This is a genomic window from Corynebacterium sp. HMSC076D02 (assembly GCF_001813815.1).
Classification (GTDB): Bacteria; Actinomycetota; Actinomycetes; order Mycobacteriales; family Mycobacteriaceae; genus Corynebacterium; species Corynebacterium simulans.
Genome location: NZ_KV814065.1, coordinates 333,847 through 347,041, shown reverse-complemented (window position 1 = coordinate 347,041; position 13,195 = coordinate 333,847). Strand labels below are relative to the sequence as shown.

At 58.1% G+C, this 13,195-nt stretch carries 14 protein-coding genes; 6 read left to right on the top strand and 8 right to left on the bottom strand.

What is annotated here, in order from left to right:
- Together gatA and gatC are read right to left on the bottom strand one after the other, a co-directional pair.
- Entirely contained in the window at nt 1-1,485 is a 1,485-nt protein-coding gene (gatA, locus tag HMPREF2935_RS09500; RefSeq protein WP_070732934.1) for an Asp-tRNA(Asn)/Glu-tRNA(Gln) amidotransferase subunit GatA, read from the bottom strand.
- Nucleotides 1,485-1,787: an Asp-tRNA(Asn)/Glu-tRNA(Gln) amidotransferase subunit GatC gene (gene gatC, locus HMPREF2935_RS09495; RefSeq protein ID WP_061922076.1), complete on the bottom strand. Its 303-nt coding sequence runs from the start codon at nt 1,785-1,787 to the stop codon at nt 1,485-1,487. Before gatC ends, gatA begins: the two co-directional genes overlap by 1 nt.
- 209 nt (nt 1,788-1,996) lie before the next feature.
- On the opposite strand from gatC, the gene HMPREF2935_RS09490 reads away from it, so the two are divergent.
- On the top strand, nt 1,997-2,656 hold the full coding sequence (locus HMPREF2935_RS09490; protein ID WP_070732932.1) for an ACT domain-containing protein: 660 nt from the start codon (nt 1,997-1,999) through the stop codon (nt 2,654-2,656).
- Here the strand turns inward: HMPREF2935_RS09490 and HMPREF2935_RS09485 are convergent.
- The 3 genes from HMPREF2935_RS09485 to ligA form a co-directional block, all read right to left on the bottom strand.
- A complete protein-coding gene (locus tag HMPREF2935_RS09485; protein ID WP_070732930.1) occupies nt 2,653-2,973 on the bottom strand; it encodes a winged helix-turn-helix domain-containing protein in 321 nt (106 codons plus the stop codon). The two genes, HMPREF2935_RS09490 and HMPREF2935_RS09485, sit on opposite strands and share 4 nt — an antisense overlap.
- Before the next feature lie 12 nt (nt 2,974-2,985).
- Complete coding sequence (locus HMPREF2935_RS09480) at nt 2,986-3,411, bottom strand: hypothetical protein (RefSeq protein ID WP_070732928.1); 426 nt, start codon at nt 3,409-3,411, stop codon at nt 2,986-2,988.
- Between the two features lie 71 nt (nt 3,412-3,482).
- Complete coding sequence (gene ligA / locus HMPREF2935_RS09475) at nt 3,483-5,504, bottom strand: NAD-dependent DNA ligase LigA (protein WP_070732925.1); 2,022 nt, start codon at nt 5,502-5,504, stop codon at nt 3,483-3,485.
- A 54-nt stretch (nt 5,505-5,558) separates the two neighbouring features.
- Between ligA and HMPREF2935_RS09470 the strand changes: the two genes are divergently transcribed.
- From HMPREF2935_RS09470 to HMPREF2935_RS09455, 4 genes are all read left to right on the top strand, one after another.
- Nucleotides 5,559-6,230: a 3'-5' exonuclease gene (locus HMPREF2935_RS09470; protein ID WP_061922062.1), complete on the top strand. Its 672-nt coding sequence runs from the start codon at nt 5,559-5,561 to the stop codon at nt 6,228-6,230.
- A gap of 38 nt (nt 6,231-6,268) precedes the next feature.
- Nucleotides 6,269-6,778, top strand: coding sequence for an ArsR/SmtB family transcription factor (locus tag HMPREF2935_RS09465; protein WP_061922059.1), 510 nt, complete (start codon nt 6,269-6,271; stop codon nt 6,776-6,778).
- Nucleotides 6,778-7,788, top strand: coding sequence for a serine hydrolase domain-containing protein (locus HMPREF2935_RS09460; protein WP_141744852.1), 1,011 nt, complete (start codon nt 6,778-6,780; stop codon nt 7,786-7,788). Before HMPREF2935_RS09465 ends, HMPREF2935_RS09460 begins: the two co-directional genes overlap by 1 nt.
- A 301-nt stretch (nt 7,789-8,089) precedes the next feature.
- On the top strand, nt 8,090-9,220 hold the full coding sequence (locus HMPREF2935_RS09455) for an ATP-binding protein (RefSeq protein WP_070732923.1): 1,131 nt from the start codon (nt 8,090-8,092) through the stop codon (nt 9,218-9,220).
- Here the strand turns inward: HMPREF2935_RS09455 and HMPREF2935_RS09450 are convergent, their stop codons facing one another.
- Both HMPREF2935_RS09450 and mnmA read right to left on the bottom strand, forming a co-directional pair.
- Nucleotides 9,221-10,108, bottom strand: coding sequence for a uroporphyrinogen decarboxylase/cobalamine-independent methonine synthase family protein (locus HMPREF2935_RS09450; RefSeq protein ID WP_070518698.1), 888 nt, complete (start codon nt 10,106-10,108; stop codon nt 9,221-9,223).
- Nucleotides 10,109-10,131: 23 nt separating this feature from the next.
- Nucleotides 10,132-11,217, bottom strand: a complete 1,086-nt coding sequence (gene mnmA, locus HMPREF2935_RS09445; protein WP_061922052.1) for a tRNA 2-thiouridine(34) synthase MnmA — start codon at nt 11,215-11,217, stop codon at nt 10,132-10,134.
- Nucleotides 11,218-11,275: 58 nt separating this feature from the next.
- On the opposite strand from mnmA, the gene HMPREF2935_RS09440 reads away from it, so the two are divergent.
- Nucleotides 11,276-12,097: a spermidine synthase gene (locus HMPREF2935_RS09440; RefSeq protein ID WP_070732921.1), complete on the top strand. Its 822-nt coding sequence runs from the start codon at nt 11,276-11,278 to the stop codon at nt 12,095-12,097.
- On the opposite strand, the gene HMPREF2935_RS09435 is transcribed toward HMPREF2935_RS09440, so the two are convergent.
- Nucleotides 12,078-13,178, bottom strand: coding sequence for a glycoside hydrolase family 25 protein (locus HMPREF2935_RS09435; RefSeq protein ID WP_083313214.1), 1,101 nt, complete (start codon nt 13,176-13,178; stop codon nt 12,078-12,080). The two genes, HMPREF2935_RS09440 and HMPREF2935_RS09435, sit on opposite strands and share 20 nt — an antisense overlap.
- Between the last annotated feature and the right edge of the window lie 17 nt (nt 13,179-13,195).

Below are 13,195 nucleotides of genomic sequence, written 5' to 3'. Positions count from 1 at the left end.
CTACTTACGGCCAGCTTCGTAGGCAGCGCCGACCTTGTACAGGCGGTCATCTGCGAAGGCCGGGGCCATGATCTGCAGGCCCGTCGGCAGGTTGGTATCAGATGCCATGCCGGCGGGCACGGACATGCCGCACACACCCGCGAGGTTCAATGGCAGCGTGCACAGGTCGAAGTTGTACATGGCCATCGGATCCTCAACCTTCTCGCCCAGCTTGAATGCGGTGGTCGGGGTGGTCGGGGAAACCAAGACATCGACCTTCTCGAAGGCCTTCTCAAAGTCCTGCGCAATCAGCGTACGCACGCGCTGTGCCTGCAGGTAGTACGCATCGTAGTAGCCCACGGACAACGCATAGGTGCCCAGCATGATGCGGCGCTTGACCTCAGGACCAAAACCCGCCGCACGGGACAAGGACATAACCTCTTCTGCGGAGTGCGATCCATCGTCGCCCTCGCGCAGGCCATAGCGCATGCCGTCGAAGCGCGCCAGGTTAGAGGAAACCTCACACGGCATAATCAGGTAGTAAGCGGCCAGCGCATCATCAAAGTGCGGGCAGTCCACCTCGACAATCTCCGCGCCCTGTTCTTTAAGCTGCTCTACCGCTGCGTGGTAAGCCTCCATGACGCCCGGCTGCCAGCCGTCGCGCTCAAATTGCTTAATGAGGCCGACCTTGACGCCAGTAAGATCGCCCTTTGCTCCTTCGCGCGCAGCCTCCACGACCGGCGCGACCGGCTTATCCACGGAGGTTGCGTCGAATGCGTCGTGGCCAGCGATAACCTCATGCAGCAGCGCGGTATCCAGAACCGTGCGGGCGGTGGGGCCAGCCTGATCCAGAGAAGAAGCAGCAGCGATGAGGCCATAACGAGAAACCGTGCCGTAGGTCGGCTTCACGCCGACGGTATTGGTCAGAGCTGCCGGCTGACGGATCGATCCGCCAGTATCGGTACCGATGCCCAACGGCGCCTGGCCTGCCGCAAGAGCCGCAGCAGTACCGCCACCGGAGCCACCCGGGGTGCGCTCGGTGTCGTACGGGTTATGTGCCGGGCCATACGCGGAGTTCTCATTGGAGGAACCCATTGCAAACTCGTCCAAGTTGGTCTTGCCCAGAATCGGGATGCCCGCCTCACGCAGCTTGGTGACCAAGGTTGCGTCATAAGGAGACATCCAGCCTTCCAGCATCTTGGAAGCTGCGGTAGTCGGGGCGTCGGTAGTAACCAGTAGGTCCTTCAGAGCTAGAGGGACGCCAGCCAGTCCGGAGGCCGGCTTTTCGCCCGCATCGAGCGCCTTATCGACGGCGTCGGCAGTAGCCAGTGCCTGCTCCGCACCGACGTAGAGGAATGCGTTGAGCTCGTCGTTGGTCTCCGCGATGCGATCCAAGAATGCCTGCGTCACCTCGCGGGAGGTCAGCTCACGGGAATGGATCTTATCCGCCAGCTCCGCAGCGGAAAGGCTTAAAATTCCTTCTTTAGGTGCAATGAAAGTCGACATTATTCTTCTCCTCCACCCAAAATCTGCGGTACTACGAAACGATCATCCTCGGCAGCCGGAGCCTGATCCAAGGCCTGCTCGGCGGTCAGGGTGCGCACGATGACGTCCTCACGCATCGGAGCGACCACGGAGTGCGGGTGGGACATCGGCTCGACGCCCTCGGCGTCGACCTTGCCCACGGCAGACACGGAATCGACAATCTTGTCGATCTGCGTCGCAAACTGCTCCAGCTCTTCGTCGCTTAGCGCAAGGCGCGACAGCTTAGCCAGGTGCGCGACCTCTTCACGCGAAATCTCAGACACGCGTTCTCCATCCTTTAATACACAGACGTGATTGGTTACATGCTTGTAGCTATCGCACCATGGTACTGCACGAACAGGTTCCGACACAGCACCGGTCCCCGATCACCTACGCGCGAATTTAATTCCGGTTTTCCAGAAAATTTCTATTGAACACTGTGGAATTGGGCTTGTACGATAGTGAAAACTATTCTTACGACCGAAAGTTAAAAATGTCCTTCCTCGTCCGTGTCCTCCTTCCCGATACCCCCGGTAGCTTAGGCAAGTTAGCGGACGCTTTAGGCAACGTCGACGCCAATATCGAATCCGTCGACATCGTGGAAAACTTCCCTGATGGTTCAGTCATGGATGACATCGTGATTGAGCTACCCAAGGGCGCAATGGCCGATGAAATCATCACCGCCGCCCAAGGCGTCGACGGCGTCGATATCGATTCGATCCGCCCCTTCAGCGGCCGCGTCGATCGCCGCGGCCAGATTAGCTTGCTTGCCGACGTCGCTTCCAAGAAGAACGTCACCGCCGCTATGCAGGAAGTATGCGCCGCAATCCCGAAGGCACTTACCTCTAACTGGGCCATCGTAATCAACAACAATGCCCCCATCAGCCGCGTGGTTGGCTCCGATGCCGCTCCCGCCGACGACGGCACCATCCCCGAAAGCATTGACGTCGACACCGCCCGAATCTTGAACCCAGACCGCGAGGAGTGGATCCCCGAGTCTTGGTCACTTCTCGATTCTGCGCTGGCCGCAGCACCACTGGTTGGCACCAACTACGTCATCGTCATGGGCCGCGTCGGCGGGCCGGATTACCTAGCCTCCGAAGTGGATCACTTGGGCAATCTCGGCACGATTTTGGGTGCTTTCCTCCGCTAATCTATCGGCTCAGCCGTCAAGCCCTGAACAATCCTATCCAAACAGAGCAGGTAGTCCTCAAATTGCTGCCTGCCCTGTTTCGTAAGTTTTAGATTGGTTACCGGCGTGCGGGAAACAAATTGCTTATCCACTTTTACCAAGCCGGCCTGTTCCAAGACTCCAACGTGCTTTGTCAAAAGCGAATAGCTGACGCAAAGGGCATCCTTTAGCGTCTGATAGTCAACCGAGTCAACTGAATTCAGCGCCCCAAGGATGCTCAACCGCACTGGAGAATGCAGCGTTCCATCAAGGCCATTTCGCGCTTGCGATAAGTCCATCGCTTTATCCCCCTATGCGTTTTTACGAGCCTGGTTTACAAACCATAGACCCAAAAGCGTGATTGGAGCTACGGACAAAGCACTGGCAATCACGACTACAACCACATCAGCCAGATCGTTTGTCTCTCCATTCCACAGCCAACCCCCGAAAATGGCTAACGCTAGCGGAGGGATTGCACTCAATGCGTAGATGCGCCCGAATCCCCGAGGGTGAACACGACGGTTCTTGGTTTGCTCATCGCGAAAGCGCCACACCCAAGCGAGCCATATAAACAGCAAAATCACACGCACTAAGGCTCCCCACCCCTGCGTGTCTATAAGAAAATTCACCACTAGGAAAATTGCGGTCGCTAACCCAATCTTCACGAAGCCCCACCCCTCAGCTTCGCTCAGGCCACTTGGAAGACCCAATTTCCTACCACTAAAACGCTGTGTCATGGCGTGCTCCTTCACTACTCCTAACCTGACATTCATCAGAGTAGCAACCACCTTACAAAACGTAAAGTGGTTTACGCCCCAGCTTCCAGCAGCTCCTTAAAGCCCTCCTCATCCAAGATGGTCAGGCCCAGATCGCGTGCCTTCGTCTCCTTCGAGCCGGCATTCTCACCAACCACGACGTAATCGGTCTTCTTCGACACCGAGCCAGAAGCCTTTCCTCCCCTTGCGATGATGGCCTCCTTGGCCGAGTCGCGGGAGAAGTCCTCCAGCGTGCCCGTCACCACGATGGTCAAGCCTTCCAAGGTCTGCTCGTGTTGCTCCGTAGCGGTATCCTCCATGGTTACGCCTGCGGCAGCCCACTTTTCCACAATGTTGCGGTGCCAGTCGATTTCGAACCACGCCTTAAACGACGCCGCGATAATCCCGCCCACACCGTCGGTGTCCGCCAGCTCGCTTTCCGACGCCGCGCGCAGCGCCTCCATAGACCCGAACCTCGTCGCCAGTGCACGCGCGGCAATCGGGCCAACGTGGCGGATCGAAAGGCTCACCAGCACGCGCCAAAAGTCAGTCTGCCGCGCGCTTTCCAAGTTCTTCAGCAGCTTCTTGCCTTGCGCGTTGAGCTTGCCCGCTTTGGTCGTATAGGCAGAAGACTGCAGCAGCTTTTCCTCATCCAAATCGAAGAGTTCCGCTTCGTCGACAAGCACGCCCGACTCGATGAGGTCAATGGCGGCCTTCTCACCCAAGGCCTCAATGTCCATGCCTTTGCGGGAAGCCAAATACTCCAGGCGGGCGGAAAGCTGCGCCGGGCAGCTGCGCGTATTGGGACAACGCCAGTCTTGATCGCCATCTTTTTGCGGTGCCAACTTCGTGCCACAGGATGGGCAGTTTTCCGGGAACACCCACTCATGCACGCTATCGTCGCGCAGTTCAAGAACGGGCCCCAGCACCTCAGGAATGATTTCACCGGCCTTGCGGATGACGATGGTATCGCCAATCATCACGCCCTTGTTCTTGACCTCGAACTGGTTGTGCAAGGTTGCCTTCGACACCGTCGAACCAGACACGAATACCGGTTCCATCACTGCAAACGGCGTTATCCTGCCGGTACGTCCCACACCGACCTCGATGTCCAGTAGCTTCGTGGTCACTTCCTCCGGAGGGTACTTGTACGCGATGGCCCAGCGCGGCGCACGCGACGTCGCGCCCAGCGCCCTTTGTGAAGCCAAGTCATCGACCTTGACCACGAGACCATCCATCTCGAAGTAAGCATCATGACGATGCTCCGCCCAATACTTCACTTCCTTTTGCACGGCTGCAGCCGAGCTAACCTTCTTTGTATATGGCGAAACCGGTAAACCCCAGGCCTCCAGCGCCTTGTACGCATCATGCTGGGAGGTCGGCTCGAAACCCTCACGGGCACCGATGCCATGGCAGACCATGTGCAGGCGACGCTTCTTCACCTCATTCGGATCCTTCATGCGCAATCCGCCCGCTGCCGCATTGCGCGGATTAGCAAAGGTCGGCCTGCCGTCTTCGCGGCGTGCCGCGTTAATCTCCTCAAACTCGTCCGGGCGCATGTAGACCTCACCGCGGATTTCCACCAACTCCGGAACGGGATATCCATCCCTGCCGCTGAGTTCATGCGGGATATCCGGAATAACCCGCGCATTCGCAGTGATATCCTCGCCAATGCGGCCGTCGCCACGCGTTGCAGCCGTAACAAGCTTGCCGCCGCGGTAAACCAAATCAATGGAAAGTCCGTCAATCTTCAGCTCAGTCAGATAGGACTTCGCCGGAGTCCTATCCAGCCAATCCTGCATCTCTGCCTCATCGAAGACATTGTCCAAGCTGTAGAGGCGCTCCAGGTGCTCAATATCCACGCCCTCGGCTGGGGTCGCGCCGACCTGCTGGGTCGGAGAATCCGGAACCGCCAACTCCGGATGCTCTGCCTCTAGCTGCAGAAGCTTTTGGAAAAGCTTGTCGAAATCTGCATCTGGAATCGCGGGCTCACCGTTGTAATAAAGCTCCCGGTGCTTGCGCACTTCCTGCGCTAGTTCGGACCATTCGCGTTGGATATCTACTGGATTAGTCACAGTGAAACAGTCTAGCCAGACTCCATGTCTGGCCGAAGCGCTAGAGTGTTCCACATGAACTTCGACGCCAGCCGCATGCTCTCCTTCGACCTCGAAACCACCTCCGTAAACCCAAAAGAAGCACGAATCGTCACCTCCGCATTGGTCCGTATTGATGGCCGTGAAGTGGACAAACGCGAAATGCTCGCCGACCCAGGCGTTGAAATCCCTGAGGCCGCTGCAAAGGTCCACGGCATCACCACTGAGAAGGCCCGCGCCGAGGGCCAACCGCATGACGAAGTCCTCGAAGAGACCGTCCGCTCCATCAAGCAGGCATGGGAAGATGGCCTCACCCTCATCGTCTACAACGCCGCCTACGATCTCTCCGTCCTGCGCGCGCTCACCGGTGACTTCACCGTCACCGGCCCTGTTTTCGATCCTTTCGTAGTTGATCGCGTCAAGGACAAGTGGCGCAAGGGCAAGCGCACGCTTGGCGACGTTTCCGCACACTACGGCGTCACCCTCGAAAACGCGCACGAAGCAACTTCCGACGCCCTTGCCGCAGCTCGTATCGCGTGGATGCAGGTCCGCCAGCGTTACCCCGAGCTGTCCCAAATGAGCACCGACGAGCTCATGGAGTACCAAGCAGTCGAGTGGTACAAGGACCGTGAATCCTTCAAGAAATACCTGGAAGGTCAAGGTAAGAACGCAAGCGACGTCTCCACAGCGTGGCCGATGATTAGCTAAACATTGCAGATTTTTTACAATTCTGGAATTCTAGAAATATGAATTCCAGTACCTCTTCGAACCTTCTTGAGCAGCGACTCGCATCTCTTGAACAGCGAGTCGCCACTCTTGAAGGCAATACGCATGTAGAAACACAATCCGATTCCCGCTACTGGCTCGTCGAGGCCCTCGAAGAAGGGCCCGGCATTCCCGACGGCTCCGTCATCTTTGGCGGCGACGTCACCATCGGCAATCGCGAGTACAAATACCAATGGCAGCGCCCCACCCAATTCGTCACCGACGAGTCTTGGGAAGAAAACATCAAGCGTCTTACCGCCATCGCACATCCCACCCGCGCGGAGATCCTGCGTCGCCTCCTGTGTGCACCCGCCAGCGCCAGCGACCTTGTACAGGAGAGGCTGGCTAGCTCCACAGGAACCGCATATCACCACCTCAACGAACTCAGCAGCGCCGGGTGGATCGCCAAATCCAAGTCCGGCACCTTCGAAATCCGGCCGACCCGCGTCATCCCCCTCATGACAATCATCACCGCGACGGAGGCGCACTAATGAACTTTTCCATTGGCAAACTCGCAATCGGATTCCTGGTCACTGCTCTCGTAGCATCCGGCCTTGTCCTGGTAGGCCCTCACCGCATTGCCCTGGCAACCGAGGCCACTGGCTCGACCGACCTAGCCCAGAAGCTGCGTGACAATGCGCAGCGCGGACACCACAATCTGACGACCTTTACACTGGCGAACGGCGAGACCTCCTTCGCAGGCCTTGGTGCCGACGAACATACCGAGGTCGAAATCGGTTCGGTAACCAAGATGTTCACCGCGGAACTCATCCGCCAAGAGGTCTCTGAAGGCAACCTCAAATACGACGCTAGGGTTGGTCAGTTTCTTGATACCGGCGATTCCCCTATCAGCGATGTGCGCATCGAAGAGCTAATGGAGCACACATCTGGGCTACCAAGACTCGCTGCAACTAATCCCTTTACCGGAATCTCCACCATGCTCACAGGAGGCAACCCCTACGCGAAAGAAACTAAAGAGCAACTCATCGATGCCGCCACTTCCTCCGACCTCGCAGGTCGCGGCGAAGAGAATTATTCCAACCTCGGCTACGGACTTCTCGGGCTCATCTTGGAAGAGGCTTCCGGTAAGCCTTTCGAACAACTGCTGCAAGAGAAAATCTTTGCACCGATTGGAATGCAGGAGACTTACCTCATGACCCCAGGCAGCGTTCCTTCCGATGCCCCGCGTGGCTACACCAGTCGCGGACAAAAGGCTCAACCCTGGGAATTTCCAGCAAGCGGCGCCGCCGGCGGTATTCGGTCAACACCCAAAGACATGAGCCTGTTCGCCAATTGGCTCATCGAACATGGCGACTTCCAGCATGGCTGGCAAGACAACGAGGCCCCAGTTCCCGCTGGTTACTGGCACAACGGAGGCACTTACGGATATTCGACAATGCTCATTATCGATCCGCAGAGTTCAAAAGTAGCCTTCGTCTCAAACGACACTGAGAAGGGCACTGAAGAACTCGCACGCACTATTTTTGGGGAGCTAGATTGATGTTTTCACTTGTAGTAATTATCGGTCTTCTGCTGAACATTGCGTGGCACCTCGTGAGAACTAAAACAGTATCCACAAATCGCATAGTCGACGTTTGCATAACCTGCATTGTCGTTGCTCTCCTCGGGCGAACCCTGCCTTGGAACTCCGATCTCAGCGTGTTCTGGTGGTACGCTTTGGTAGCCATGACGGCACTTTATGCTGGAAAGGTGGCCTTTCACGGAAAGTCTCCCAAATCTCCGGCCGCCAAAAAGTCTCCCAAATCTCCCAAATCTCCTTGTTTGAGGTAGCCTTGCCGTCTATGAGCATCCGCAGTAATCCTTTTCGCCCAACCTTCGGAGTTCCGCCTCTTTATTGGGTGGGCCGTACTGCTGTGCTCGATGCATTCCGCAATGCCCTGCAGTCCCCAGCCGGCGCCTCCGCTCGCACGATGATCGTCAGCGGTGCACGCGGTATCGGGAAGACGGTTCTGCTCAATGAACTGGAAGATTCTGCGAAAACACAAGGCTGGATATGCATTCGGGCTTCTGGGCGCACCAACATGGTCGAGGAGCTCGTCGAGACCACCATTCCGCGGTTGATCGAGCAACTCGCGCCCCGAGATAAGCGGAAAATCAACCGAATCGGAATCGGCGGGGTCGGCTCAATCGGCCTGGAGCACAACACGGATGAGCCTTATAAGCCCACGTTGAATACCCGCCTCCGCGATCTCCTCGCCCAACTATCCGGGGTCGGAATTCTGCTCAGCATCGACGAAGTGCAAGACGCCTCAGTAGAAGATCTCACTTCTATCGCAGTGGCCTACCAGGATCTCTTGCGCGATGAGCTCGACATTTCCTTTGTCGCCGCTGGATTGCCGCAAGGCGTCAACCGCCTGCTCGATCTCCCAGGCGTTACTTTCCTGCGCCGCGCCCAAAGATTCGTTCTAGGTCCGCTTTCTGCAGGCAACGCCGCCGAAGCCTTTACTGCCACCGCAGCTGACTCGGGCCTTATTTTCTCATCGGAGGCCATCAGCAAGGCCGTCGAGCTGTCGAAGGGCTACCCATACCTCGTTCAGTTGGTGGGTTCCTTGGCTTGGGAGCGCGCAAACGCACGCGACGAGACCAAGATTGCAGCTTCAGACGTAGACAGCATCGCCGACGAGGCCATTTCCATTCTGTGCACTCAAGTGCACTTGCCCGCCGCGTCCTCGCTGCCTCCTGCTCAGCGCCAGTTCCTTGACTCGATGTCTAGCGCTTCCGTTGATGGCATCGCCACGATTACGGAAATTGCAGAAAGCCAAGGCCGCACGGTCCGCTCGCTTTCGGCAACGCGCCAAAGACTCATAGACGCTGACCTCATCGAGCCCGCCGCCCACGGTGAGCTGCAATTCGTCATCCCCTACATGGAGCTCTTCTTCAACTCCACCGACAAGCTCGGCAGGGTCGACTAGCTATAGATCACCGGCGTCGCGCACCAACATGCCCGCCGTCTCCACAGCCGAGCGCAGCGTGCTTGCCGACGCCTCCCTTGGCACCACGTCCACCGCATCCACCAGGAGCTGCCGTGGCATTCCCATGCGGTCAAAGTGCCGGGCCACAGCCACGGCTTCTGCCCGCGCATCGACGCCCGCGATTGCGAAACCGATTCGCTTGCCTTCGCTTAAGAACTCGCCAAGTCCATCGATGTTCTTTGCCGTGTCGAGCCCAACGAAGTCAGTCACGAATGTTTCCGCGGCATCGGCGATTTCCCAATGCGGTCCCGCGACTAGGTAATCCGCGCCCAGCTCCTTCAGCTTCTCCCGAGCAACCTCCGCTGGGACCGCGCGAATCTCGTCAAAGTCGGTGGTACCGGGAACCTTGCCGGCGAGGACGTCGCCAAGTAAAGGCTCGTCCACCTGCACCCGCACCTCACCGTGGAAGCGACGCACCAGCTTCTTCACGTGATCCGCGATGCCCATCTGCAGGGCTTCATGCAGATCGCGGGTAGCACCGGCGTCGGAAAGCACGCGGTGCCCATTCGCAAGCTCTACCGCCGCTGCTAAGCTCCACGGCCCCAAAACCTGCAACTTTAAGACGGGAACAGACTCGCCCCATACCTCTTGGATGGCGTCCAAGTCACGCTCCCATAGATCCCATGTGCGTCGCATCATCAACTGTGGGCGCTGGGTCATCTGCCACGCGCGTGGGCCGCGGTCAACGTTGACCGCTTCTAAAAGCGCGGCCGTAGAACCCACGGCATCCGCACCAAGCCCGCGCTCGGAAAGCTGCGGAATCGCCGGCAGATGTCCAGACTCGCCCATCACGATGTCGGCGGCCTCCGTCATGGAAACCCCACGCATCGGACCCAGCGAAAATCCCGTCACTATGCCGTCCCGCAGATGGTGCCGGAACCGAGGACGATATCCCCCAGCTCATCGGGGCTTGGCAGGTACAGCACTGCGGCTTGGCCGCGTGCCACACCGGAGAGCGGTTCTTTTAGCTCCAGCGTCATCTTGTCGCCATCGCGGTCCACAAACGCCTTGCAGGGAACAACCGATCCGTGCGCGCGAACCTGAACCTCGCATTCCAGCTCGCCGTCCATGGCCGGGTGCAGATACTTCAGGCGATCTGCCTGAATCCTCGTCACCGCCAAGTCCTCGCGCGAACCCACGGTCACAGTGCCGCTCGCTGCATCGATGTCGGTGACATAGCGCGGGCGACCATCCGCCGTAGGCTCCTTGATGTCAAGGCCCTTGCGCTGACCGATGGTGTAGTTCCATGCACCGTCATGTTGTTTGAGCTCCTGGCCCTCCTGGTCCACGACCATGCCCGGACGCAGCCCGATCCGCGAGCCCAAAAATGCCTGCGTATTGCCATCCGGAATAAAGCAGATGTCATAGGAGTCAGGCTTTTTGGCCGTGGAAAAGCCATGCCGCGCCGCTTCCTCGCGAATCTGCGGCTTTGGGGTATCGCCGATCGGGAAATAACAATGCTCTAGTTCCTCCGCGGAAATAACGCCCAAAACATAGGACTGATCCTTGTTTTCATCCTTGGAACGGCGCATATAGCCAGCGTCGTCAAGCGTGGCGTAATGGCCCGTTGCTACGGCATCGAAGCCCAACGCCATACCTTTTTGGAGTAGCGCGCGAAACTTGATCTTCTCGTTGCAGCGCAGGCACGGATTCGGAGTCTCGCCGCGGGCATAAGAATCCACGAAGTCCCCGATGACCTCTTCCTTAAACTGCTCGGAAAAATCCCAAACGTAGAAAGGAATACCCAGCTTGTCACAGATGCGACGCGCGTCTGCAGAGTCCTCCAAGGAACAGCAACCCCTGGCCTTTTCGCGGGTTTGTTGTGCGTCTTTATGCAGTGCCAAATGCACTCCCACCACATCGTGGCCTGCTTCCACGGCGCGGGCCGCGGCCACAGAGGAATCGACTCCGCCTGACATCGCTACGAGAACTCGCACTTAAACTCCTTTTCTTCGGCGGCCAAGCTTACTCTTCCAACCCATTAAGCTTAAATGCATGCGCAAAAAGGACGATCTCGTTGGCACCTACGAAATTTCTACGGGCACCGCGGAGGTGGTGGCGGACGAGTACCACGATAGCGGATACACACTTATGGTCAATGGAGTACCTTCAAGCCACATCGTGTTGGGCGCACCGGAAATCCTCGAGTTTGAATACATGCGCTGGATTGCCGCCGCAGTCGAAACGCTTCTGCCAGTGGCACCCGATGCCCTCCGCATGACACATCTGGGTGGTGCAGGCTGCTCGCTCCCTCGCTATTTCGCCAGCATTTGGCCCAAGTCCCGCCATACCGTAGTGGAACTCGATGCCAAGCTCGGCGAATTAGTACGCACGCTTTTCGACGTCCCCCGTTCCCCCACCGTCAAAATCCGCGCCGGCGAAGCTCGCGCGGTCACCGATGGCTTCGCACCCGCTAGCCGCGACGTCATTATTCGCGATGTCTTCGCTGGCGATAAGACCCCGCATCCGCTTACTACCCGCGAGTTCTTTCAATCGGTCCACCGCGCCTTGGCGCCTGGAGGACTCTACGTTGCCAATTGCGGAGATCACCGAAATCTCAAAATCGCAAAGTCGGAATTGGCCGGAATGAAGGAGGTATTCGAGCACGTGGCCGTAATCGCGGATCCCCCGATGCTCAAGGGACGGCGTTACGGCAACATCGTTCTTCTCGCCTCAGATCGCGAAATGCCAGCTGCCGGCTCCGTGGAAGCCGCACAACTGGCAAAATCACTGCTATCCGGCGCTGTCCCCGCCCACTATAAGGACGAGGCGTGGACCGCGAACTTCATGCAAGGCGCTACTGCGCGAGCTGATTAACAGCGTCCTGTGCTTGCTCGACCTGGTTCGGGTTGGCACCGTTGGCGGTGGCAACGTGGCCGGCGTTGTCTAGAAGGATTGCAAGGTCACCGACGGTGAAGTCACCTGAGGCCATGCCAACCAGGTCCTCAATCGGCAGGTTACCGTTCTGGGTTAGCTGCTTGACAAAGTCGGTAAATACACGTGCTGCGTTTCCGTCCAAACCTGCCTGCTGCGCGGCATCGATAAGCTGCGGGCTCGCAATGATGCCTGCTGCCAATGCGAGGATCGCGCCGATCAGCGGTGCGCTATTGGAGCTCAGGTCTGGCGCGTCGTCGCCAAGCACAAGCCCCTCAAGGATGCCACCGATGTCCAGGTAGTTGCCGTTACTGAAGGAATCCAGCTGGCCCTCGTTGCCGTTGAAGACGTTCATATCGACCGGACCGGTAATGCCGTTGACGCGGCCAGAGCCGGAGCGCTGCCAGAAGGAAATCTTATTCCAGCCACCGACTGGATCCGGCGCCTCATCCTGGTAGGCCGCGAGCCATAGCGGCATGTCGGAGAACTCCGTGGTGTTCCCCATCTGCCCCATCCAGAAGTATTTATAGGTATAGATCATCGGGGTACGGCCGGTTAGCGTGCGCAGCTCCGTGGTGAAATCACGGATCCACTGCTCGAGCTGTGCCGAAGAAAGACCTTCATCAACCTCAATATCAAGCACGGGCGGCAGCGTTTGATTCGGAACCAGCGCAAGCTGTGCAGCGAAGTGTGCAGCCTGACGCGTGGCTGACGACGCCGGGCGCGCGTAGTGGTAAGCACCAACCTTCAGACCGCTCGCTGCGGCAGCGTTCGAGTCGGTGATGAAGTGGGGATTCGTCCAGTCGGAGCCCTCGGTCGCCTTAACGAACGCAAAGGACTGGCCGTCGGACTTTACTTCGCCCCAGTTGATCGGAGCCCCGCCCGGGTGCTGATGGTTTGCGATATCGATACCCGTGGTCGCACCGGAGGTCCAGGCGCCGGCTGTCATCGTGCCTGCGATAGCAAGCGCCACAGAACCAACAACGGCGACGATAGCCTTGCGCATTCCCTTAGATGAAGTCATGCGCGCTACTGTACCGA